20 protein-coding genes and 1 tRNA gene are annotated in these 25,065 nt (G+C 41.0%); 10 read left to right on the forward strand and 11 right to left on the reverse strand.

Translation table 11 applies throughout. From position 1 onward, the window contains the following. Window positions 1-11: 11 nt before the first annotated feature. Window positions 12-1,100 carry a 3-isopropylmalate dehydrogenase gene (leuB, locus tag BTN98_RS00195; protein ID WP_060998513.1) on the reverse strand — a complete coding sequence of 363 codons (1,089 nt, stop codon included), beginning with the start codon at window positions 1,098-1,100 and terminating at the stop codon, window positions 12-14. A 51-nt stretch (window positions 1,101-1,151) separates the two neighbouring features. Then, window positions 1,152-2,693 carry a 2-isopropylmalate synthase gene (gene leuA, locus BTN98_RS00200; protein WP_060998514.1) on the reverse strand — a complete coding sequence of 514 codons (1,542 nt, stop codon included), beginning with the start codon at window positions 2,691-2,693 and terminating at the stop codon, window positions 1,152-1,154. 859 nt (window positions 2,694-3,552) lie between these two features. Here leuA and leuO point away from each other — a divergent pair. The 4 genes from leuO to ilvN all read left to right on the forward strand — a co-directional run bounded on the left by leuO (window position 3,553) and on the right by ilvN (window position 9,236). Next, on the forward strand, window positions 3,553-4,512 hold the full coding sequence (gene leuO, locus BTN98_RS00205) for a transcriptional regulator LeuO (RefSeq protein ID WP_060998515.1): 960 nt from the start codon (window positions 3,553-3,555) through the stop codon (window positions 4,510-4,512). 353 nt (window positions 4,513-4,865) lie between these two features. Then, window positions 4,866-6,689, forward strand: a complete 1,824-nt coding sequence (locus BTN98_RS00210; protein WP_060998516.1) for an AMP-dependent synthetase/ligase — start codon at window positions 4,866-4,868, stop codon at window positions 6,687-6,689. A gap of 331 nt (window positions 6,690-7,020) precedes the next feature. Continuing rightward, window positions 7,021-8,739: an acetolactate synthase 3 large subunit gene (locus BTN98_RS00215; RefSeq protein ID WP_060998517.1), complete on the forward strand. Its 1,719-nt coding sequence runs from the start codon at window positions 7,021-7,023 to the stop codon at window positions 8,737-8,739. Next, window positions 8,739-9,236, forward strand: a complete 498-nt coding sequence (ilvN, locus tag BTN98_RS00220) for an acetolactate synthase small subunit (RefSeq protein ID WP_060998518.1) — start codon at window positions 8,739-8,741, stop codon at window positions 9,234-9,236. Before BTN98_RS00215 ends, ilvN begins: the two co-directional genes overlap by 1 nt. A 71-nt stretch (window positions 9,237-9,307) precedes the next feature. On the opposite strand, the gene BTN98_RS00225 is transcribed toward ilvN, so the two are convergent. The 7 genes from BTN98_RS00225 to rpsU all read right to left on the reverse strand — a co-directional run bounded on the left by BTN98_RS00225 (window position 9,308) and on the right by rpsU (window position 16,996). Further along, window positions 9,308-9,931, reverse strand: a complete 624-nt coding sequence (locus tag BTN98_RS00225) for an FCD domain-containing protein (RefSeq protein WP_060998519.1) — start codon at window positions 9,929-9,931, stop codon at window positions 9,308-9,310. A gap of 373 nt (window positions 9,932-10,304) precedes the next feature. Then, window positions 10,305-11,717, reverse strand: a complete 1,413-nt coding sequence (gene pykF / locus BTN98_RS00230; protein WP_060998520.1) for a pyruvate kinase PykF — start codon at window positions 11,715-11,717, stop codon at window positions 10,305-10,307. A 505-nt stretch (window positions 11,718-12,222) separates the two neighbouring features. Continuing rightward, a tRNA-Ile gene (locus BTN98_RS00235) sits at window positions 12,223-12,298 on the reverse strand. A 177-nt stretch (window positions 12,299-12,475) separates the two neighbouring features. Then, a complete protein-coding gene (rpoD, locus tag BTN98_RS00240; RefSeq protein WP_060998521.1) occupies window positions 12,476-14,329 on the reverse strand; it encodes an RNA polymerase sigma factor RpoD in 1,854 nt (617 codons plus the stop codon). Window positions 14,330-14,421: 92 nt separating this feature from the next. Beyond that, window positions 14,422-16,176 carry a DNA primase gene (gene dnaG / locus BTN98_RS00245; RefSeq protein ID WP_060998522.1) on the reverse strand — a complete coding sequence of 585 codons (1,755 nt, stop codon included), beginning with the start codon at window positions 16,174-16,176 and terminating at the stop codon, window positions 14,422-14,424. A 130-nt stretch (window positions 16,177-16,306) separates the two neighbouring features. After that, window positions 16,307-16,750 carry a GatB/YqeY domain-containing protein gene (locus BTN98_RS00250; protein ID WP_060998523.1) on the reverse strand — a complete coding sequence of 148 codons (444 nt, stop codon included), beginning with the start codon at window positions 16,748-16,750 and terminating at the stop codon, window positions 16,307-16,309. Window positions 16,751-16,780: 30 nt separating this feature from the next. Further along, a complete protein-coding gene (gene rpsU / locus BTN98_RS00255) occupies window positions 16,781-16,996 on the reverse strand; it encodes a 30S ribosomal protein S21 (protein WP_005301411.1) in 216 nt (71 codons plus the stop codon). 248 nt (window positions 16,997-17,244) lie between these two features. Here rpsU and tsaD point away from each other — a divergent pair, with 248 nt between their 5' ends. Next, window positions 17,245-18,261, forward strand: a complete 1,017-nt coding sequence (gene tsaD / locus BTN98_RS00260; protein WP_060998524.1) for a tRNA (adenosine(37)-N6)-threonylcarbamoyltransferase complex transferase subunit TsaD — start codon at window positions 17,245-17,247, stop codon at window positions 18,259-18,261. Window positions 18,262-18,325: 64 nt separating this feature from the next. Here tsaD and plsY read toward each other — a convergent pair whose 3' ends face one another. Next, entirely contained in the window at window positions 18,326-18,940 is a 615-nt protein-coding gene (gene plsY / locus BTN98_RS00265) for a glycerol-3-phosphate 1-O-acyltransferase PlsY (RefSeq protein ID WP_060998525.1), read from the reverse strand. A gap of 251 nt (window positions 18,941-19,191) precedes the next feature. Between plsY and folB the strand changes: the two genes are divergently transcribed. The 3 genes from folB to BTN98_RS00280 are packed head-to-tail and all read left to right on the forward strand — an operon-like array spanning window position 19,192 to window position 20,877. Further along, window positions 19,192-19,545: a dihydroneopterin aldolase gene (gene folB / locus BTN98_RS00270; RefSeq protein WP_060998526.1), complete on the forward strand. Its 354-nt coding sequence runs from the start codon at window positions 19,192-19,194 to the stop codon at window positions 19,543-19,545. After that, window positions 19,545-20,018: a 2-amino-4-hydroxy-6-hydroxymethyldihydropteridine diphosphokinase gene (folK, locus tag BTN98_RS00275; protein ID WP_060998527.1), complete on the forward strand. Its 474-nt coding sequence runs from the start codon at window positions 19,545-19,547 to the stop codon at window positions 20,016-20,018. Before folB ends, folK begins: the two co-directional genes overlap by 1 nt. Window positions 20,019-20,073: 55 nt before the next feature. Continuing rightward, complete coding sequence (locus tag BTN98_RS00280; protein WP_060998528.1) at window positions 20,074-20,877, forward strand: undecaprenyl-diphosphate phosphatase; 804 nt, start codon at window positions 20,074-20,076, stop codon at window positions 20,875-20,877. Between the two features lie 52 nt (window positions 20,878-20,929). On the opposite strand, the gene BTN98_RS00285 is transcribed toward BTN98_RS00280, so the two are convergent. After that, complete coding sequence (locus BTN98_RS00285) at window positions 20,930-22,165, reverse strand: multifunctional CCA addition/repair protein (protein WP_060998529.1); 1,236 nt, start codon at window positions 22,163-22,165, stop codon at window positions 20,930-20,932. A gap of 260 nt (window positions 22,166-22,425) precedes the next feature. On the opposite strand from BTN98_RS00285, the gene BTN98_RS00290 reads away from it, so the two are divergent. Both BTN98_RS00290 and BTN98_RS00295 read left to right on the forward strand, forming a co-directional pair. Then, window positions 22,426-24,051 carry an AAA family ATPase gene (locus tag BTN98_RS00290; RefSeq protein WP_162840641.1) on the forward strand — a complete coding sequence of 542 codons (1,626 nt, stop codon included), beginning with the start codon at window positions 22,426-22,428 and terminating at the stop codon, window positions 24,049-24,051. After that, window positions 24,051-25,028 carry a general secretion pathway protein GspB gene (locus BTN98_RS00295; protein WP_060998530.1) on the forward strand — a complete coding sequence of 326 codons (978 nt, stop codon included), beginning with the start codon at window positions 24,051-24,053 and terminating at the stop codon, window positions 25,026-25,028. Before BTN98_RS00290 ends, BTN98_RS00295 begins: the two co-directional genes overlap by 1 nt. Window positions 25,029-25,065 lie beyond the last annotated feature (37 nt).

Below are 25,065 nucleotides of genomic sequence, written 5' to 3' on the forward strand. Positions count from 1 at the left end.
AATGATGCTCCTTATGCTTGCAGAATATAGGCTGCTATTTTGTCACCCATTTCGATGGTGGTTAGGGCGGTACTAGTGCCAGCTAAGTCTGCTGTCAGCTCTCCCGCTTCTAGTGCTTGAGCAACCGCTCTTTCTATGGCGCGTGCTGCCTCTTCTTCACCAAGGCTATAACGTAGCATTAAGGCTGCTGATAGAATCTGTGCAATCGGATTGGCAATATTTTTACCTGCAATATCAGGTGCTGAGCCGCCAGCAGGTTCATACATACCAAATTTTTGTTGATTTAAACTTGCAGATGGCAACATGCCCATTGAGCCGGTGATCATGGCGCATTCGTCAGAAATAATATCGCCAAAAATATTTGAACATAGCATCACATCAAACTGCGAGGGATCTTTGATTAGCTGCATAGTAGCGTTATCAATGTACATGTGAGTTAAACTGACATCGGGATAATCAACCGCCACTTCTTCAACTACTTGACGCCATAAAATTGAGCTTTGTAGAACGTTAGCTTTATCAATTGAGCATACTTTTTTACGACGTAATCGTGCCGATTCAAATGCAATTTTTGCAATCCGCTCAATTTCATAACGATGATAAATTTCAGTATCAAATGCTTTTTCTTGCGCGCCTTCACCTTCACGGCCTTTGGGTTGGCCAAAATAAATGCCGCCAGTGAGTTCGCGTACTACTGCAATATCAAAACCACGCTCAGAAATATCAGCACGCAGTGGTGAGAAGCGTTCTAAACCGCGGTGAATTTGTGCCGGACGAAGATTACAAAATAATTGAAAGTGCTTGCGCAACGGTAATAGAGCGCCACGTTCAGGTTGATCGTTAGGGGCTAGATGTTCCCATTTAGGGCCACCGACAGAGCCAAATAACACCGCATCTGCTGCTTCACAGCCCTTTAGGGTAATTAACGGTAGTGGACAACCATGATTATCAATCGCAATACCGCCAACATCAAACTGGTGACAATGAAGTGTAATATCGAATTTTTGTTGTACCGCAGCTAATACTTTATGTGCTTGCTGCATGACTTCTGGGCCAATACCGTCACCGGGTAGTACTGCTATATTATATGAACCTGCCATGGTAGATGCTCTCCGTAATGTACCAAAAATAAAATTGAATTCTTTAATCAGTTATTGGCTATTTTGTTGTTTGATGGTTGCGATTTGATCTGCGCGATGAATACTATTGATAACATGGATCAGAGCCTGACCTGATGCCTCAACAATATCGGTGGCTAAACCGGTACCGTGATATTTGCGACCTTTATAATTAGCAATGATATCTGCTTGGCCTAAGCCATCTTCACCTTCGCCTTTGGCGGTAAGATCAAATTTATCTAATACGATTTCATAACCGGTTAGACGATAGATACATTGATAAAGTGCATCGACCGGCCCGTTGCCCACAGCGGCTTCACACTTTTCTTCGCTGCCACATTGAAGCTTAATACTGGTGGTGGCCATCACGCTGCCCGATTGAACGCTTAAATAGTTTATTTTAAAAAAGTCATCTTCATCGCGCAGGTTAGCAAAATGCATTAATGCTTCTAGATCGTAATCAAATACTTGGCCTTTACGATCAGCGAGCTTTAAGAAGTCAGCGTAAAGTTTATCTAGATCATAGTCGTGTTCGGTGTAGCCTAATGTATCCATATGACTTTTAACGGCGGCTCGGCCAGAGCGACTAGTCAGGTTTAATGCCTGATTTTTAAGGCCGATAGAGGTTGGGGTCATGATCTCGTAGGTGTTTTTATTTTTCAGCATTCCATCTTGGTGGATTCCTGATGAGTGACTAAAGGCATTGCCGCCAACAATGGCTTTATTCGCTTGAATTGGCATATTGCATAGCTGACTGACCATTTTGCTGGTGCGATGAATTTCGTCATGTTTGATATTGGTATGGACGCCCAAAAGCGATTGGCGAGTTTTAATGATCATTGCGATTTCTTCGAGAGCGCAGTTACCAGCACGTTCACCCAGACCATTTATGGTGCCTTCTACTTGACGAGCTCCGGCTTGAATTGCTGCCATTGAGTTAGCCACTGACATGCCAAGATCATCATGGCAGTGAACAGAGATGACGGCTTTATCGATATTAGGCACTCGATCAAACAGTTGGCTAATAATGCCACCAAATTCACTTGGCAGAGTATAACCAACAGTATCTGGAATATTAATGGTATTAGCACCTGCATCAATAGCGGCTTCCACCATGCGACATAGGTTATCAATCGGTGTTCGTCCTGCATCCTCACAGGAGAATTCGACATCATCAGTATATTTACGCGCCCGTTTTACAGCAGCAACACCCATCTCAATCACATCATCATAGCTACGACGTAGCTTATCTTGTACATGAACAGTTGAGGTTGAAATAAAGGTATGAATGCGAAATGCTTCGGCAACTTTTAATGATTCAGCTGCAACATCAATATCTTTTGCAACGGCACGAGAAAGGGCACAGATACGACTATGTTTAATGTGCTTAGCTATAGTCTGTACTGATTCAAAATCACCGGGAGATGAGATCGGAAAGCCGGCTTCGATGACATCGACACCTAAACGTTCAAGTGCATAGGCTATTTGTAATTTTTCTTTAACGGTTAAACTGGCTGATAATGCTTGCTCGCCATCACGCAACGTTGTATCAAAAATAATGACCTGATCTTTCATAGTGACATCCTTTTAAATATAAGCCGATATAAGGCTGAGTTCCGCATTCACTTGCGCTGGTCAAAATATGAAAAAACCCGCGCTTGTTTGCGCGGGTTTTGAAATCTTTGGTGGTGTTTCCCACTCGATAGCAACCCGCGTGATTATGTCACGATAAGGAGGAGTGCTAAGAGAATAGAGAAACGTGTTTTCATTTTATTAAAGACTTCAGTTAATTTGGTTAACAAATGAATATCAAATAGATAGGCTATAGGTCAACCAAAAGTTGTTTTTTTTTGTACTTTACATGTGGGATTTTGCGATTAAAAGCGAGAAAAATGGTGTTAAATTAGTTTAAAAGTAAGCACCTACCAACTATGATAATAGAAGTTAACCGTTCATATTAATAAGAATATCAATTATATATTTTGTCAATAATATAATAATTAGTAATTGCTACTAATCATTATATTTATATATTGGTGATTATTAACTTTAAATATATACAAAAATTAAATATATAATAAGTCTATAGTATTTTTGTTGTGAATTTTAAATTGAAAATAAATGATTATTCTTGAAATAAAAACGCTATTTTATCTTATTTTATTAACGATCTTTTTATTTATATTAAATTTAAAATTCTTAATTTTAATTGCAAATTATTGATATGTTTGTATTTATTTTTCTGAATTATAATTAAATAAGTGTCTGTTCATATTATCTTATTTTCTATTATTAGTTTCATCAATCTATATGGTTGATACTTAGCGCATCCCAACAAGGGCATTCAAAGCAGACACTGTAGATAATTAAAATAACGTCTAAGTGAGTATGGCATTGCGATGCACTAATAATAATTAAATTATAGAGGTATACCATGAGCCGAACGACTACTTCAGTTTCTGCCGTTGATAATTACAGCATGGAATCAACATTACGCAGTGTTGATCTTAATTTATTGACAGTTTTTGATGCTGTTATGCAGGAACAAAATATTACTCGTGCCGCGCAAAATTTAGGTATGTCGCAACCGGCAGTAAGTAATGCAGTTGCACGTTTAAAAGTGATGTTTAATGATGAATTATTTATTCGTCATGGTCGCGGTATTCAACCAACGCAACGCGCTAAACAATTGTTTGGTCCATTACGTCAGGCGCTACAGTTAGTAAAAAATGAATTACCATGTTCTATCTTTACACCATTAACATCAAACCGCACTTTTAAACTTGCCATTTGTAGTCCTTCCGATATGCGTTTTGCGCCAACAGTATTATCGACGATGCGCGAGCAAGCACCAAATATTCAGCTCCAACTAGAAGCTGAATTAGATGCAGAATTACCACAAAAAATGCGTTATCAAGAAGTGGATTTTGTAATTGATTACGCACGTTTTGACGACGATGGTTTTTGTAGCACCGAGCTATTTTGCGATGAGTTAGTAGCAATTGTCGCTAATAATCACCCACGTATTGGCGACAGTATTTCTGCTGATGAGTTTAATACTGAAATGCATGCAGTTCTAAAATCAGTATCAGATGTCAAAATGTTCGCTGATGATATTTATAACCACAGCGCAGTAAATTGTCAGGATGCATACCAAGGCGCAAGCCTAAACGACATTATGTTTGTCGTTAGTCAATCTGAGTTGATTGCTGTTGCTCCACGCTGGTTAGCTGAAGCGTCTGCTGACAACTTACAACTTAAGGTACTACCGTTACCATTTGCTAACGCTAAGATCACAGGCTATCTAAGCTGGCATGAATCTACACAGAAAGATAAAGGTAATATCTGGATGCGTGATCAACTAATGGCTATCTGTGGTGATCTGACCAGCTAATAATTGATATAGCGCTACTATAAAGCCAGCTTAAATGCTGGCTTTTTTATTGGTTGAATAAAATCATATGAGCTAACGTAACGGTATTTTGATTGGCATGACTTAAAGCTGATATTTCTACGCTAATTATTTATTACGATTTTTGGTTATGAGGCCATGTTATTTATAGATTCTTACACTTTTACTGTTTAGTTAAAAAGTTATTGAAGACAATAAGTAAGCAGGTATAGAGTGATAAGGATCATTACAAACTATAATTTAATATGCATTATAGTTGGCTTTTTAAAGACTGAATTGTAGACTGCACCTCTCAAAATAAGCTTACAAGTGTAAGCTAAAAAAATAGAGTACTTATGGCACAACATGATTTCCATATTGTTCACCGTATTCGTCAGCAAATTGCGCGCTTAGGCGACAGTCCTGCTTTACGTCATCAAGTTAATGGTGAGTGGCAAGATATTAGCTGGAATAATTTTGGTGAAAAAATTCAACAATTAGCATTAGCATTGTTAAATCAAGGGCTAGCAGTACAAGATAAAGTGGGTATCTTTGCTAATAATATGCCTCGTTGGACTGTTGCTGATTTTGCCTCACTGTATAACCGTTGTGTTACGGTTCCTATTTATCCAACCAATACAGCTCAACAAACGGCTTATATTCTGCAAGATTCGAATGTTAAAGTACTGTTTGTTGGCGAGCAAGCACAGTTAAATACTGCTATTGCGATTGCTGAACAATGTCCAAATTTAGAACGCATTGTCGCACTAACCGATGATGTTGAATTACCTCAGCATCCTTTAGTTTGTCATTATGCTGATTTTTTAAAGACCGCAAGTGCAGAGCATCAGCCTGAGCTGGATATGCGTCTTGATAATTTAGTCATGGATGATTTATTAACCCTGATTTATACCTCCGGTACTACCGGTACGCCAAAAGGGGTGATGTTAGATTACGCCAACGTTGCCTCACAAATTATTGCGCATGATGAGCGTTTAGCACTTGATGAAGGCGGTACTTCATTGTGCTTTTTGCCGTTATCGCATGTGTTTGAACGTGCTTGGACATTCTATGTATTACACCGTGGTGTGATTAACTGCTACCTTTCTGATACCAATAAGCTTAAAGAAGCATTGGTGAATGTTAAGCCTAACTATATGTCTGCTGTGCCACGGGTATACGAGAAAATATATTCTGGCGTTCATGAAAAAGTGTCACGAGCACCGTTTCAACGTAAGGTTATTTTTACTTGGGCTGTGAATATGGGAGCAAGAATGTCACTTGCTCGCCAGCAAGGTCGTGAACCATCTTGGTTATTAAAAAAGAGTTATAACCTTGCCGATAAAATGGTGCTATCTAAACTGCGCGCGGTACTGGGTGGTAACATCAAGTGTATGCCATGTGGTGGTGCTAAGTTAGATGCTGGCATCGGCCGTTTTTTCCATGCAATAGGCATTAACGTAAAGTTAGGCTATGGCATGACAGAAACCACTGCGACGGTGTCTTGTTGGGATGATCGCTGTTATAACCCTGATTCAATTGGTATGCCAATGCCAGGTGCTGAAGTAAAAATTGGTAAAGATAATGAAATTTTAGTACGTGGTCCGATGGTGATGCGTGGCTATTACAATATGCCAGAAGAGACAGCGAACAACTTTACTGATGATGGATTTCTTAAAACGGGTGATGCGGGTTATATCGATGAGCAAGGTAACTTGTTTATTACCGATCGTATCAAAGAGTTAATGAAAACATCGGGCGGTAAGTATATTGCACCACAAGTGATTGAAGGTGCGATTGGTAAAGATCATTTAATTGAACAGATTGCCGTTATTGCCGATACTCGTAAGTTTGTATCTGCATTAATTGTACCGTGCTTTGAAACCCTAGAGGAGCATGCGCGTGAACTTAACATTAAATATCAAGACCGAATGGAGTTGGTTAAACATAGCCAAATTGTTGAGTTAATTGAAAAACGCGTTATTGAACTTCAAAAAGATTTAGCCCGTTTTGAGCAAGTGAAAAAATTCACCTTACTACCAAAATCGTTTTCGATGGATAAAGGTGAACTGACACCCACTCAAAAATTACGTCGTAAAGTGATTCAAGATCGTTACCATAAAGAGATTGAACATATGTACGAAGAAAGCCACAAAAAAGCTCAACAAAAAGACGACTAAGTTGTTTTTTGCTTATATTTAAGAAAGAAGCCTATTTGGCTTCTTTTTTATGGCTGTTATATAGTGATAACCTCTAATTTATTAGTTGGTAATAGTCGTTACTATCAGCTTATTAGTTAATTTTTATATAACGCATTGGTAATTACACTCTCGGCAGATAAAAACCGTAAATTCCTATTTTGATCTAGCAATGAATGCTGCAAAAGCGTTAAGGTTGTTGCAGTTGTTCGCATCTGTTATTGCAAATGTGATAAACATAGCATGCTTAGTCATGTCTTTTATTAGGCTAAAAATAAGCCCTAACTATGTTTCATCGATCTGGAGACAAAATATGGAAATGTTGTCTGGCGCAGATATGATCGTTCGATCAATGATCGATCAAGGCGTTAAGCATATCTTCGGCTATCCCGGAGGTTCGGTTCTTGATATTTATGACGCACTGCATGAAAAAAGTGATATTGAACATGTGCTAGTACGTCATGAACAAGCTGCAGTACATATGGCTGATGGCTATGCACGAGCCACAGGTGATGTTGGGGTCGTGCTTGTTACTTCAGGCCCTGGTGCAACTAATGCGATTACGGGTATTGCAACGGCGTATATGGACTCAATTCCATTAGTGGTATTGTCTGGCCAAGTAATGAGTAATCTTATTGGTAATGATGCTTTTCAAGAGTGTGATATGGTTGGTATCTCACGACCTGTGGTTAAGCACAGCTTTCTAGTAACAAAACCTGAAGATATTCCTACTATTATCAAAAAAGCTTTCTATATCGCTGCGAGTGGCCGTCCAGGCCCTGTTGTGGTCGATATTCCTAAAGATATGCTCAATCCGGCACAAACCTATCCGTATCAATATCCTCAATCGATTGCATTACGTTCATATAATCCGACCACACAAGGCCACAAAGGTCAGATTAAACGTGGTGTAAAAGCCTTATTAGCTGCCAAACAACCCGTACTCTATGTCGGTGGTGGTGCAATTATGTCAAGTTGCAGTGAGCAACTAATGGCTTTAGCTGAAAACTTAAATATTCCGGTTGTTAATACCCTCATGGGACTTGGCGCCTTTCCAGGTACACATCAGAAATGTTTAGGCATGCTCGGTATGCATGGCACCTATGAAGCGAATATGGCAATGCATAACGCAGATTTAATTTTTGGTATTGGGGTTAGATTTGATGATCGAACTACCAATAATCTTGAGAAATACTGCCCAAATGCCACTATTATGCATATCGATATTGATCCATCATCGATATCAAAAACAGTCGCGGTTGATATTCCGATTGTTGGTTCGGCTGAGACTGTGCTTACCAGTATGCTTAAGCTAATTAGTGAACAAGATAGCGCTGAGCATCAACAATTATTACAACCATGGTGGCAACAAATTGCAACGTGGCGTCAGCGTCAGTGTTTACGGTATGACACCACGAGTGAGCGTATTAAGCCGCAACAGGTGATTGAATCTTTGTACCGTCTTACTGGTGGCGATGCCTATGTCACCTCTGATGTTGGTCAGCATCAAATGTTTGCTGCTTTGTATTATCCGTTTGATAAGCCTCGGCGTTGGATTAACTCCGGTGGACTTGGCACTATGGGCTTTGGTTTACCTGCTGCGATGGGAGTGAAGTTTGCACTGCCTGATGCTGAAGTCGTGTGTGTAACGGGGGATGGCAGTATTCAAATGAATATTCAAGAGCTTTCAACCGCATTGCAATACGATATACCAGTGAAAATTATCAACCTCAATAACCGTTTTCTTGGCATGGTAAAGCAATGGCAAGATATGATTTATCAAGGTCGCCATTCTCAATCGTATATGGACTCTGTACCTGACTTTGCCGCTATTTCAGAAGCCTATGGTCATGTTGGCGTAAGGATATCTGATCCCAAATTACTAGATCAGCAATTAGAGCAAGCATTAGCCTTAAAAGATAAGTTGGTATTTATTGATATTAGTGTTGATGAAACTGAGCACGTATATCCAATGCTTATTCGTGGTGGTGCAATGAGTGACATGTGGTTAAGTAAGACGGAGCGAACTTAATGCGTAGAATTATTTCGGTATTACTTGAAAACCAGCCCGGTGCGCTTTCTCGAGTAGTGGGGTTGTTTTCTCAGCGTGGTTATAACATTGAGTCATTAACCGTTGCACCCACTGATGATGCGACATTATCACGGTTAAATATAACCACTCATGTTAAAGATGAAGCGGCCTACGAACAAATAGAGAAACAACTGCATAAGTTAATTGATATTTTAAAGGTCAGTAATATCACTGAATCGGATCATATTGAACGAGAATTAATGTTGGTCAAAGTCAAAGCCAGTGGTTTTGCACGTGCAGAAGTAAAACGCACAGCTGATATATTTCGTGGTTTAATTGTTGATGTGACCAGTCAGATTTATACCATCCAAGTGACGGGGACCAGCGAAAAACTCGATGCTTTTTTAGCAGCAGTTAGTGAGGCTACTGACATTATTGAAGTTGCGCGTAGTGGGGTTGTTGGCCTTGCTCGTGGTGAGCGGGCGCTAAAAATATAGTTGCAACTGTATAAAAGAAAACCCATGGTATCAATGTGTCATGGGTTTTTTATTTAATTATTAGCGTAAAACTAGAGATAAGGACTAACAGAGCTAACAGCATTTTTAGAGTGGTTATTTAGAATCGTTTGGGCAAGCTCAATATCACGATCTAATACCGCTTTCATTAATGCTTCATGTTCACCATCATCATTGTAACGGCTATCACTATCGCGTAATTTGCTTAGCCAAATATGGCGATAACGTTTAATTTGTTCGTAGATATCAACATAAAGATCAAGTAACACTGGTGAGTTACTGCCGGATAAAATAGCAATATGAAAATCGCCATGGCGTTGTTCCCACTCAGAAAGATCAGCGTCATCAGAGGTTGGGTTAAGGCGGCTTAACTTATGGTAACTAGTAAGGATGTTGAGTTCCCAAGCTTCATCACCTTGTACAATCGCTTTTCTTAACAGTTCATGCGAGATTAATTGATGAGCATTGAAAAGATCAGTCAATTCCTCTACCGATACAGGTGCTACCCAGCAGCCTTTTTGCGGCGCAAACTTGACGTATTTTTTCCACGATAATTGGACAAGAGCTTCACGAATAGGTGAAGCGCCGACTTGGTAATGTTCTTTTAAATCGGCAACAACAAGTTTTTGTCCTGGGGTCAATTTGCCAAGCAAAATATCTTGCCGTATGACCTCCATGATTTTATTTGTTTGCGTAGGACTGGACACAGTTTCCCTCTTTGTTGTTATTGTTATTCGACACAATACACACATAACATTGTCAATGTTATGTGTGCTAGTACCTATTGATAAGAAGTATAACTGGCTTTGTTTATTGCTTAAACATTAAAGAGAGGGATAAACAATGATTAGAATGGATTGATACCAAGAATGTAACAAATGTGAGCTATATATTTATAAAATGATATATCGGTAAGGGTTGGTTTTTAATTACTTTATAAATTAAGAGAGGAGGAGGCAATATTGAAAGCTAATAAGATTAAAAACAGCGTAATTTTTATAAATAAAAAGGGAGCTTAAAGCTCCCTTTTTTATAGCTGTTTACGAACGATTATAGTACGTGAACAGACGCAGTATTAGTTGTACCTGAAGCAACAAGTGCGCCAGAAACCATTACTACGATATCGCCTTTAGCACCTAGACCAGTTTCAAGAGCTAACTCTTTACCGCGTAGGTAGAATGCATCAGTGTTTTCAATTGCATCAACAACAACAGGTGTAACACCTTTAGAAAGACATAGCTGTGCTGCTGTCTTAGTATTTGTTGTTACAGCAAGGATACGTGCTGTTGGGAAGTATTTACGGATTGAACGAGCAGATTTACCTGCTTCAGTTGCAACTATGATCAGTGGAGCACCTAGCTTCTCAGCTGTATCAACTGCACCTTTACATACCGCTTCAGTGATACGTAGACGTGGGCTATCTAGACGTGAACCTAGCTCAGCTTTAAGTACTTTGTCTGTACGTGCACAGATTTGCGCCATGATAGTTACAGCTTCAATTGGGTATTTACCCTTAGCGGACTCACCAGAAAGCATTACTGCATCAGTACCATCCATGATTGCGTTAGCAACATCACCCGCTTCTGCGCGTGTTGGACGTGGGTTCTTGATCATTGAATCAAGCATTTGAGTTGCAGTGATAACAACTTTACGAGCGCGGTTACACTTCTCGATCATCATCTTTTGAGCAAAGATAACTTCTTCAACTGGAATCTCAACACCAAGGTCACCACGAGCAACCATGATACCGTCAGATGCTTCAAGAATAGCGTCAAAGTTATCAACACCTTCTTGGTTTTCGATCTTAGAGATGATTTGAATGTTAGCGCCGCCGTTTGCTTCTAGTAGCGCACGGATTTCTAATACGTCTTCAGCCTTACGGATGAAAGATGCAGCAACGAAATCAACACCTTGCTCACAACCAAACTTAAGGTCAGCTTTATCTTTTTCAGCAAGTGCTGGAAGTTTTACTGAAACGCCAGGAAGGTTAACACCTTTGTTTTCACCTAGGTCACCGCTGTTAAGTACTTTACACTTAACTTCAGTTTCTGTTGTTTCCAACACTTCCATTTCAATTAGACCGTCGTCTACAAGGATAATGTTGCCTTTTACTAGGTCTTTAGCAAAACCAGGGTAAGTCACAGCCACACGGTCTTGGTTACCGATTACAGATGTATCTGTTGTGAAAGTGAAATCTTGACCAGCTACTAGAGTGAAGTCATTACCACCTTCTAGCTTGATAGTACGAATTTCAGGACCTTTAGTATCTAGCAAAATTGCTAGTTCTTTGCCTGTATTAGCCATAACTTCACGTACGTTAGTGATACGCTGACCGTGCTCTTCAAAGTCACCGTGTGAGAAGTTAAGACGCATTACGTTCATACCAGCGTTAGCTAGTTTAGTAAGCATTTCTACAGATTCAGTTTTCGGTCCAATCGTACATACGATCTTGGTCTTTTTCATTGAGGATACTCTCCGGACGAACTTGCTACCCAAGGGAAAATTAACATTAACCATTATCAAATAATCAACTTATTGTGTTATCTGATAGTGAATAATGAATAAATAAAAAACTCTTTAAATATTACTTTAAAAAAGCGTTAAAGCGCTTTTGTAAAGTTCATATACATGCTGACAAACAACATTAAATACGCCGTTATTACGATTAAACGAGTAGATAAATGCCTATGAAACATTGATTATAGCTTCAATATTCAAGCGCAGGATTATAGCAGATATTCCACCATTTAGCACCCTGAGATATAGCAGTTCATTGTCGATATTACGTGTGACATAAAAATGATAATTATGTGGAAAAATAAAAACAAAGTTTTGCTATTTATCAAGTGTCGGTGTGTTAATGATATTTTTTGTGCTGGCTCGACAGTAAAATATGTCCTATTGATTATTTTATTGTCATTAAAAACCAAAAAAGGCTGAAGTAAAATACTTCAGCCTTTTTGAATTTTGGTGGCCCCTCCCAGACTTGAACTGGGGACCAAGCGATTATGAGTCGCCTGCTCTAACCACTGAGCTAAGGGGCCATATGCGGCAAATTATAGGGGATGGCGAAACGCTTGTCTAGCGATTAACGCTAAAAAATTGTTTGCTTTTTCGACAGTTAGAAAAACAGAGTTGGTATCTCAAACTTTTAATATTGTTATTGCATATAATAAAAAGCGAGCTAAAGGCTCGCTTTTTTATAACATTACCGTATGTACTTATTCGTCAAGGAAACTACGAAGTACATCAGAACGGCTAGGGTGACGTAATTTACGTAACGCTTTCGCTTCGATCTGACGGATACGCTCACGAGTAACATCAAACTGCTTACCCACTTCTTCTAGCGTATGGTCGGTATTCATATCGATACCAAAACGCATACGAAGTACTTTAGCTTCACGTGGCGTTAGACCAGCTAGTACATCGTTAGTTGCAGCGCGCAAGTTTGTTGCTGTTGCTGCATCCATAGGCAGTTGAAGTGTTGTATCTTCAATGAAATCACCTAGGTGCGAATCTTCATCATCACCGATAGGGGTTTCCATTGAGATTGGCTCTTTAGCAATCTTCAATACCTTGCGGATTTTGTCTTCCGGCATTTGCATACGTTCAGCCAATTCTTCAGGTAATGGTTCACGACCCATCTCTTGAAGCATCTGACGTGAGATACGATTCAATTTGTTGATGGTTTCAATCATGTGTACTGGAATACGAATCGTACGTGCTTGGTCAGCGATTGAACGTGTAATTGCCTGACGGATCCACCATGTTGCGTAAGTTGAGAATTTGTAACCACGACGGTATTCAAATTTATCAACCGCTTTCATTAGACCGATATTACCTTCTTGGATAAGATCTAAGAATTGTAGACCACGGTTGGTGTACTTTTTGGCAATAGAGATAACAAGACGCAAGTTTGCTTCAACCATCTCTTTTTTCGCACGGCGTGCTTTCGCTTCACCGATTGACATTCGACGGCTAATGTCTTTGATTCGCTCAATAGATAAGCCTGTTTCTTGCTCAAGTATGCGCAGCTTTAACGTTGAACGGCGAAGATCTTCTTCATAGTTCTTTAGGCGTTCAGCGTAGGGCTTACCTGAGTTAAGTGCGGTGTCAATCCAATCACTATTTGATTCATTACCGGCGAATAAACTAATGAAAGTTTTCTTTGGCATTTTGCTGTTATCAACACACATACGCATGATAAGACGCTCGTTAGTGCGTACTTTATCCATAGAATCACGTAGTGAGCTAACTAGACGGTCAAATTGCTTTGGAATCAGACGGAACTGCTTGAAGATTTCTGATAACTCTTCAACGGCAACTTCAGTAGTAGCGTGTTGACGACCATGTTCACTAATAGCGAATGCCATTTTTTCATAGGACTGACGTAGTTCTAAGAACTTTTCACGTGCTAGTTCTGGGTCAATGCTGCCGTCGTCTTCTTCTTCGTCCGTCTCATCATCATCGTCATCATCGTCTTCAAGATCTTTATCTTCATCTTCAAGATCAGTTTCGCTTAGCTCTGAACCAATGTGCGTTGCTGTTGGTGCTGCGGTCGCTTCTTCGTTGGGATCAACAAAGCCTGAAATGATATCAGTTAGACGAAGTTCATCAGCTTCAACTTTGTCAAACTGCTCAAGTAAGTGAGCGATTGCTGAAGGGTATTCAGCAACAGAGCATTGAACTTGGTTAATACCATCTTCAATACGTTTTGCGATATCAATTTCGCCTTCGCGAGTAAGTAGTTCAACTGTTCCCATTTCACGCATGTACATACGTACAGGGTCAGTTGTGCGACCGATCTCGCTTTCTACGCTTGATAATGCTTGCGCCGCTGCTTCAATGGCGTCTTCGTCGGCATTATCTTCAGTCATCATGAGTTCATCGGCATCAGGGGCAGTTTCAACTACCTTAATGCCCATGTCATTAATCATTTGAATAATGTCTTCAACCTGATCAGAATCAACGATATCTTCTGGTAGGTGGTCATTTACTTCGGCGTAGGTCAGATAGCCTTGTTCCTTGCCTTTAGCAACAAGTAACTTTAGCTGTGACTGCGGATTTTGCTCCATAGACGGTATCCAACTTCGGGTCTGAGTGATAATTTAGTATGCAGAGTTGCAAACCAGTCATTATAACAAATTTCTTAATTGTTGACTACTTATTAGACAGGGCGATTCAGCGTTAATAGCTGTAATTCCTGCTTTTCTTCGACTGATAAGCCGACAGTTCTTGATTTAGTCTGCAACTGTTCAATTTGTTGATTAACACATTGGATAATTATTTTATCCATTGCGTCTAAAAATACATCGAGGCTATTGTCTTCATCATTTGATAACGGCAACTCCCACGCGGCAAGCCGAGCCATCATGGCTTCATTCTTGGTGCCACGCCAATATTCTAAAAGCTGTCCTGTGGTAATATTGGGGTTGTTTCGGCATTTATCAACTATCGATAGCAATAAATTTAAGCCAGCAAGCTCAATACCAGTAAATGCATCCATATCAAATTCAAGTTGTTGCACAAAGTGTGGATGCTGAATCAGCAAGGCAATAACTTCTCGCATAGGGGTGCGTTTAATTTGTACTTGGCCTACAGGCCTTGTGACTTGACCATGTTTTGAGAGTAATTGTTGTAATTGGGCCTCATCGGGTAAACCGAGCTTTTTTCCCAGTAACTCACGTAAGTATAGTCGTAGCGTACCACCTGGTACTTTATCAATTAAAGGAACCGCTAAGGTGGTTAACTTGGCTTTTCCTTCACGACAGCTGGTGTCAATTTGAACCATTAGGCTGTTAAATAAAAAGTCAGATAGCGTTGTCGCAGTATCAATGCGTTGTTCAAACTGGATTTTCCCTTCAGCACGAATACACGAATCTGGATCTTCGCCATCGGGTAAAAACATAAATTTTAACTGGCGACCATCGGTGAGGAAGGGCAATGCTTGTTCCATTGCACGCCATGCAGCTTCGCGCCCAGCACGGTCACCATCATAACAACACACAACGGTACTAGTTTGACGGAATAGACTTTGAATATGATCACCCGTGGTGGCAGTTCCTAGGGATGCGACAGCGTAATCGACACCAAATTGGGCCAAAGCCACCACATCCATATAACCTTCTACCACCATGATTTTTTCAGGCTCACGATGGGTTTGTAATACTTCATATAAACCGTAAAGCTCACGGCCTTTATGAAAAATATCTGTTTCCGGTGAGTTAAGGTATTTCGGTGTACCTTCACCCAATACTCGACCACCAAAACCAATCACACGTCCACGGCGATCATGTATCGGAAACATCACTCTGCCACGAAAGCGATCATAACGACGACCTTGGTCGTTTTCGATCAGCATTCCAGTGCTTACAAGTGCTTTTTGCGATTCATTATCACGCCCAAAGCGGGTACGAACCATGTCCCATTGATCAGGAATAAAGCCGATATTAAATTTCTTTACAACATCGCCAGATAAGCCTCGACCTTTAAGATAATCAATGGCAATTTGTGCTTCTGGTGCACGTAATTGTGATTGATAAAACTGTGAAACTTGGCTCATCAACTCATAGTAATTACGTTTATCAGCAGCTTTAGAACCACGTGGCGCAGTGCCGTCATTTTCTCGTGGAACTTCCAACCCTAACTGAGAAGCAAGCTCTTCAATGGCATCAACAAACTCTAACCGATCATACTCCATTACGAAGTCAAGTACATTACCGTGAACACCACACCCAAAACAATGATAGAACTGTTTTTCTTGGCTTACCGAAAAAGATGGTGTTTTTTCATTATGAAATGGACAACAGGCGCCAAAGTTCTTACCTTGTTTTTTGAGTTTTACACGCGCGTCAATGACATCGACAATATCATGTCGAGAGATTAAATCATCGATAAATGAACGCGGTATTTTTCCTGCCATAACAAAGTAAACAACCTAGAGTAAGTCAATAAAGAGTGTAACGGTAGCCCGTTAAAGTGGGATTGTCAGATACAAACAAGCCGCGCATTCCAAAAGAATAGCACGGCTTGTTGCAGAATAAGAGGAGTGATTAACCTAGCTTGATTTTCACCAGCTTGCTAACAATCCCCATATCGGCACGACCCTGAATTTGCGGTTTCAGTACGCCCATGACCTTACCCATGTCTTGCATGCTAGCAGCACCCGTTGCAGCAATAGCTTCATCCATCAAAGCAGAGATTTCATCTTCACTTAATGGTTGAGGCATAAATTCTGCAAGAACATTGATTTCAGCATGTTCAACATCAGCAAGATCTTGACGGCCTGCAGCTTCATATTGAGCTACAGAGTCACGACGTTGTTTCACCATTTTGGTCAACACTACTAACACGTCGTCATCGGAAAGAGTGATCTTTTCGTCAACTTCGCGTTGTTTAATTGCAGCAAGCACCAAACGGATGGCACCAAGACGAGGTTTATCCTTCGCCTTCATCGCCGCTATTTGTTCGCTTTTTAGGCGTTCAATAAGAGTCATTACGCGATCCTTCTGTTTATAATCTAACGATTAGTACAGACGAACGCGACGCGCGTTTTCGCGAGCCAATTTCTTCAGGTGACGCTTAACTGCCGCTGCTTTAGCACGCTTACGTACAGTTGTTGGCTTTTCGAAGTGCTCACGACGACGAACTTCAGAAAGGATACCTGCTTTTTCGCAAGAGCGCTTGAAACGACGTAGTGCTACGTCAAACGGTTCGTTTTCACGTACTTTGATTACTGGCATGTAATACTCACCTCAGAGTGATTCGGTTTAATACTGACGTCAAAGTGTCAGTCGATTAAAATGGTGCGAAATTCTAATCTGATTTGGGGGTATTTGTAAAGCATTCTGCGCCTATGAACTGGTTAATTTGTGTTAACAGCGGTAACATGGCACTCAATTCCCCCCTTACAAACCTACATGAATTATCGGTTGTTATTGAAACTATACTGATTTTTCATATTGGGTCACCGAATAGTATAGAGGCTGTTATGCGTATATTGGGCATTGAGACCTCCTGTGATGAAACAGGTATCGCAATTTTTGATGATGAAAAAGGCTTATTGGCACATGAACTTTACAGTCAAGTAAAGTTACATGCTGATTATGGCGGTGTGGTGCCAGAGTTAGCATCACGTGATCATGTTAAAAAAACCATTCCATTGATTACGGCGACACTTGCAGCTGCCGGCTTAACCCCAGACGATCTTGATGGTGTTGCTTACACGGCAGGTCCTGGTCTGGTTGGTGCACTATTGGTTGGTGCGACCATTGGTCGTAGTCTTGCATACGCATGGGATTTACCGGCTGTGGCAGTCCACCACATGGAGGGTCACTTATTGGCTCCAATGTTGGAAGATAACGCCCCTGAGTTTCCATTTGTGGCGCTACTTGTTTCTGGTGGACACACCATGATGGTGGATGTTCGTGGTATTGGTGATTATCAGATCCTTGGTGAATCTGTTGATGATGCAGCAGGTGAAGCGTTTGATAAGACAGCTAAGATGATGGGTTTAGACTATCCAGGAGGCCCGTTATTGTCCAAAATGGCTGAACAAGGTACTCCGGGGAGATTTAAGTTCCCACGTCCAATGACGGACCGTCCAGGGCTTGATTTTAGTTTTTCAGGTTTAAAAACCTTTGCGGCGAATACAATTCGTGGCAATGATGATGATCCACAAACGCGTGCAGATATTGCTTACGCATTCCAAGATGCAGTGGTGGATACATTAGCGATTAAATGTAAGCGCGCATTGAAGCAAACAGGCTATAAGCGCTTGGTGATTGCCGGTGGCGTAAGTGCCAATAAATCGTTACGTCAGCAACTTGAAACCTTGATGAAAGGCATGCGTGGCGAAGTGTTTTATCCACGTACTGAGTTTTGTACCGATAATGGCGCGATGATTGCTTATGCAGGTATGCAGCGTTTGAAAAATAATGAATTAATGGATCTTGGGGTTAAGGTTTATCCGCGTTGGCCCATTGATCAGTTGAAACCTATCTCATAATAGCAATTATATGTCGGGTTAAATAAAAAGCGAGAGTGAATACTCTCGCTTTTTTTATGCATTTTTATTGCTTTTCGTTACTTTTTCGGGCAAATTTCTGCCATATCTTGGTTTCGTCGCCATCAAGTAAACGCCGAATATTGTCTTGGTGTCGAAAGATAATTAAGCACGATAGCATTGCTACTGGCATGGTGTATTCAGGTTTAACCATCCATGTCATCAGTGGCGCGGCTAAGGCGGTGATCAGCGATGCTAGTGATGAGTAACCTGTGAGTGTTAACGCTAATACCCAGATAGTTATTAAACTGCCGCTAAGATCCCAGCCGATAGGTGCAAGGGCTCCAAGTGCTGTTGCAACGCCTTTACCACCTTGAAAATGAAAGAAAATTGGATAGATATGACCTAGGCAAGCAGCAATACCAATAATGCCGAGTAGAAAAGGGTTTAAGCCAAAAAAGTAGCTTAACCATACTGGAATCATGCCTTTAAGAATATCAGCAACAAGAACTAACGTTGCTGCAACTTTTCCACCAAGGCGAAGGACATTGGTTGCTCCTGGGTTATGTGAGCCATGAGTTCGAGGATCAGGGAAGTGGTACAGTTTTGAAATTAACACTGCACTGGAAATTGATCCTAATAAATAGGCAGCAATGATCATCAGTAACGCTAATGGTGTCATGCAATATCCTGATTCTGTAAACGTTAAATTGTGCTAGGTGCAGACGTTAAATGTTAGTTAGATCTTATATTTATCAATATTGGTGCTGATAAATATCAGGGTGTTTATGGCTGTGATATAGTCGCTGTTATGGTCAATATTAACTGTATTGTTGACCTGTTAGTATTTATTAAAAGCTAACAATATTGCCTGATAATACGCGTTTTTGTATGTATTAGGTATCCGACCTCTAACAAAATTAGCGATTAAATATGGACACGGTATTTATAGAACAACTTGAAGTTATCGCCACTATTGGAGTGTATGACTGGGAACAACAAATTAAGCAAAAATTGGTGCTGGATTTGGAGATGGCTCACGATAATCGTCCGGCAGCAGTCAATGACGACGTCAATTTAGCCTTAGATTATTCAACAGTAAGTTCTGCTGTGACTGAGTATATCACTCAGGGACGTTTCTTATTGGTAGAGCGAGTTGCTGAAGATATTGCTAATTTAATTATGACTCAGTTTGCAGTGGCTTGGATTAAAGTGAGAGTGACTAAACCTGGTGCTATTGCTAATGCGCGTGGGGTTGGAGTTCAAATTGAGCGGGGTATGAAGTAGTGATCACCGCTTATATCAGCATTGGTAGCAATGTTGAGCGTGAACATTATTTACCTGCTGGAGTTGCTGCTGTTGCGAAATTGGCAACGGCATGGCGAATGTCACGTGTTTTTGAAGCAGAACCTGTGGGTTTTGAGGGTGATAATTTTTTTAATAGTGTCATTGAAATAAAAACATCATTGTCACTGGTTACTCTGCAGCAGTCACTCAAAGAGATTGAACGTCAGCTTGGGCGACCAGATAACGCAGCAAAAAATCAAAGTCGTACTATCGATCTTGATATTTTACTTTATGGTGATGTGATCAATGAAGCGTCACCGACGTTACCGCGTTCTGATCTGTATAAATTTGCATTTGTACTATGGCCAATGAGTGAGCTGTGCCCTGAGTTAGTTATTCCAGGGCAACAACAAACAATTGCACAATTATGGCAACAATTTTCACCTCAACAGTCATTATGGCCTGTTGAATAATACTGAGTAAATGATTACTTGCCTAAGATGTTAAAATATCAATTAAGGATAATGAATGAGTCACTTTGAAGCGATAATGCTTGCCCTGCTACAGGGATTAACAGAGTTTTTACCTGTATCAAGTTCAGCCCACCTGATTCTACCGTCAGAAATACTGGGGTGGCCAGATCAGGGACTTGCATTTGATGTTGCGGTTCACGTAGGTACGTTATTAGCGGTAATGATTTATTTCCGTAAAGAAGTCGTTACATTACTGGGCGCGTGGCTAGCTTCAATTTTTAAACGTCAGCATAATGCTGAATCAAAATTGGCATGGATGATTGTTATTGCAACGATTCCAGCCTGTGTATTTGGTTTGTTGATGAAAGATTTCATTGAAATGTATTTACGTTCAGCATGGGTAATTGCTTGTACGACAATCATTTTTGGCTTGCTGTTATGGTGGGTAGATAAACATGCCAAGCAAACAGATAATGAATATCAAACCACATGGAAAAGTGCGGTATTGATTGGTTTGGCGCAAGCTGCAGCCATTATTCCTGGTACATCGCGCTCAGGTGCGACCATGACCGCTGCATTGTACTTAGGCTTCACTCGTGAAGCGGCAGCACGATTTTCATTCTTGATGTCGATTCCAATTATTCTGCTTGCTGGTGGTTATCTAGGTCTTAAATTAGTAACAGGTACCGAGCCGATTGATATCAGTAACCTTAGTATTGGCATCGCGGTATCATTTATCAGTGCGTATGCTTGTATTCATGTGTTCTTAAAGCTTGTAACCCGTTTAGGAATGACACCGTTTGTTATTTACCGCTTAATTTTAGGTGTGGGTTTATTCCTGTTCCTATTGGCCAAGTAATAACCAACTTGTGTTTTATAAAAAGCCGACATTATGTCGGCTTTTTTGTGGCTTAAGCAGAGGTTCGATGTTGTTTCAAATAGTCATCAACGGCTGCAATGCGTGATTGGGCTAATTGATGCTTAATATCAGCCCCAGTAAACCCCGCTGCAATGATCGGTTTGACGGAGACCGCTTGAGCAATATCAAACACCGCAATAAGAATGTCTGCTTGTGGGTAGAGCGTATCTTCTAGACCTTGACGGCCTCGAGCATCAGCTCGGCAACAGGTAGCTAGTTGTGCAATACGTTCTGGTTTTCGCCAGCCATCTATCTGATCAAAAATAGTGATAAAAGTGTTGGCTCGCATTTCTTGTGCATGATGTATTTTGGTGTGTTGTGCGCATACAAGTAGTGCCAGATCTCGGTATTCATTGGGTACTTTTATACGTTGGCAAAGCTTTTTAATCGGTTTAATGCCATCACGACAATGGGTTTTATGATGAGGTAAGTCATCTTTAGGTGATAATGCTTTTCCAAGATCGTGTACTTGGGCTGCGAAACGAATGGTGGTGCTGTCACTCAATAGCGCCGCTTGTTTAGCAACCAGCAATGTATGGATGCCACAATCAATTTCTGGATGCCATTTAGGCGGCTGTGGTACGCCAAATAAAGCATCGATTTCAGGCATGATCACCGCTAATGCACCACATTGGCGTAATACGGTTAAAAAGATGTGTGGATCATCACTTGAGAGTGACTTTTGCCATTCTTTCCATACTCGCTCAGGTGTTAGGTTTGCCAACTCACCACTGATGACGATTTCTTGCATTAATGCCATGGTTTCTGCAGCAATAGTAAAGCCAAGGTGAGCAAAACGTGCTGCAAAGCGGGCTACGCGTAACACCCGTAATGGATCTTCACTAAATGCCGGTGAGACATGGCGTAAGATCTTGTGCTCTAAATCATGCTTACCATGGTAAGGATCAACCAGTTGCCCATGTTGATCTTGAGCTATGGCATTGATGGTTAAATCACGTCGTAATAGATCTTGTTCAAGGGTAACATCGGCAGCAGCATAGCAAGTAAAGCCAGTATAACCATGACCTGATTTTCGTTCAGTACGTGCGAGGGCATATTCTTGCTTGGTTTGAGGGTGGAGAAATACTGGAAAGTCAGTGCCGATTTGTTCATAACCTAAATCAAGCATGGCAGTAGGGGTTGTACCAACAACGACCCAGTCTTGATCTGTTATGGGTAAACCCAATAAGGTGTCGCGCACAGCACCACCGACAAGATAAGTTTGCAATGAAGACTCCTTAATACCACGCAGAGGTTAATAGTTGTAGATCACAATAAAAATCATCATTATCACATCATGACAATGTTAATCGGTATTATTTTGTTAACCAAGATACACTGATTTATTTAGCATCATGATAGCAAAGATTGATCCGTAATGAGAGTGGGTCGCTATTATGCAGCCGATATGACTGCTGATGTTGTTAGCGTAGTTATTAATAGTGCTGACAATGTATTCATAAATAACGTAAGTATCAGAGTATATATATGTACCAAGATTTTTTTGGCATAACTGAAGCCCCGTTTTCAATTGTGCCAAGTGCCCGTTTTCTCTATCTCAGTGAGCGTCATCGAGAGGCCCTGACCCATATGTTATCTGGGCTCACTGATGGTGGTGGCTTTGGGCTATTAACCGGTGAAGTTGGTACCGGAAAAACTACTGTATTGCGGGCTATGATTTCGCGATTACCTCAACAAGCACAAGTGGCTGTTATTTTAAATCCAGCGCTGTCATCGCATGATTTGTTAGCGACTATTTGTGATGAATTAGGTTTAAATTATGGTGACGATGCGAGTTTTAAGAAGCTAACTGATGTTATTTATCAGCATCTTATTGCTAATCATGCGGCAGGTAAGCAAACACTATTGTTAGTCGATGAAGCGCAGCATTTAATGCCGGATGTGTTAGAGCAACTACGTTTATTGACCAATTTAGAAACTGATAGCCGCAAGTTATTAAAAGTGGTTTTAATTGGCCAACCAGAATTACAGCAATTATTACAGCAAGAGCGTTTACGCCAATTAGCCCAACGTATTACGTCTCGCTATCACTTATTACCATTGACTGAAACGGAAGTCAGTGAGTATATCCATTACCGCCTAAGTGCAGTTGATTGTCTCTATCCTGTGTTTGATGCCAATGTGATTAGCTATATTGCTAAGCAAACGCAAGGTGTACCAAGGTTAATCAACTTGGTATGTGATAAATCAATGCAGCTTGCGTGTCAGAGCGGTGTACATAGCGTTACTAAAGCGATGGCGACTCAGGCTTGTGAAGATATTTTTAGTTGGCAAGTACCGTCAATAGCCACAGCGAAAACGACGTCAGCATGGCTACCTTGGACTGTTGCTGCGACATTATGTGGCGTTATGGTTGCGGCAGTATGGTATTACTGGCCTCAACATAATTTAGTGCCAGAGCCCAGCGTCGCCACCACAGTTACGCCAGTTTCTACTTTAGCAACCACGCCGGCATCGGTTGCAATGCCTGCCACTGTAAGTGCGGAATCACGTTTAATTGCAATGATTAAAGACAGCCGTCAGCAACGTAATGCGATGCAGAGTTTGTATCAGTTATGGGGTTTTGATACCGCGTTAAATCAAGCAACATGTGCAACCAGCTCTCGTATCGCATTAACGTGTTTTTCTGGTACTACAACTTTAGCGCGGTTAGGCTTGATTAATCGGCCGGTGATCGTGACCTTAAAAGATGGGCAGCAACAGCCATTTTATACGGTGGTATATGCCATTACTCACGAGCGGATTGAATTACTATTGGATCATCAACGTATTGCAGTGACACCAGCGTGGTTTGAAGCACGCTGGAGTGGCCAATTTAGTTTGCTATGGCGACCACCGCTAGGAGATAAAACCACGATCCGTTTTGGTCAGAGCGGTCCACGAGTAGCATGGTTAAACCAGCAGCTGAATAGTTTCTTAGGTGAAAGCGGGCCTAAAGTGAGTTATTTTGATCAAACCGTATTAGATAAATTACGTCGTTTTCAGCGCGCACAAGATATTGCCGCTGATGGTATTGCTGGGCCAGTGACGCTGATGATCCTTGATTCTGCCCTTAATCTTCCAGGTCCTACGTTACAACCGGAGCAAGCATAATGTCTCAGTTATTAACGGCATTAAAGCAATCTGATACCAATAATAGTCAGCAATCAAATAGCAAAAACAATGATGCTGAGACTATGAAAATCGTGCACCCAATGCGAGCAGTGAAAGCCCAACAGTCGCGTTCTAAATGGATAGTACCAATCTTGATTGCATTATTGCCCGCAGCGTCAATTGTGGCTTATAAGCTGTATCAACAATCTTCAGTCACGACCTTGGTTGCGTTAAATACTCAGCCAGTGGTAGTAGATAAAACGCCATCAGCGTCGACTAATACAGTATTACAGCCACCACAAAAACCACAAACCGCACCGACGACATCAGCGGGTGATGTGATTTTTATGCCGTACCCAGAGATGGTTACCGAGCCTTTACCTATCAATGATAGCCTGTATTCGGCTGCACCAGCTTATGTATCGCATACTGATGCTAACCCGTCGTTACATGATAGCGACAGCCAATACGGCGACCTAGGTCCAACTTATGATGATGTCGTCACTAAACCAGTTAAACGCGCTGTTAAAGCATTACCAGCGTCGCATGACCCTTATAAGCTTGATAATCTCGATTTATCTGATTTATCCCCAGATTTAGCAGCCAAGCTTAAATCAGCGATAGTGGCTACCGATGGTGAAGACTACCAAGATAGTGATGTTGATCGGAGTACAGCTGAACGCAATGCTACCGAAGAGAAGGCGGCATCAGTAACGTCAGCTGTTGCCGCCAACAACCAAGTAATGCCAATTGGATTGTTACCCGCAGCAGTACAACGGCAGTTACCTAAAATGAATTTTAATCAGCATATTTATTCTTCTACTCCTGCTAAACGATGGGTAAAAGTCAATGGCCATGAACGTCATCAAGGTGACATGGTTGCAAAAGGGGTTAAGTTAGTAAAAATTGAATCAAGGGATGTGATTTTGGCATTTGATGGTTACCAATTTAGCATGCCAGCGTTATCTGAATGGTAAGAATGGTAATGGATTAATACCATCACAAAAGGCAGCT

The sequence above is a fragment of the Photobacterium aquimaris genome (assembly GCF_002954455.1).
GTDB classification, from domain to species: Bacteria; Pseudomonadota; Gammaproteobacteria; order Enterobacterales; family Vibrionaceae; genus Photobacterium; species Photobacterium aquimaris.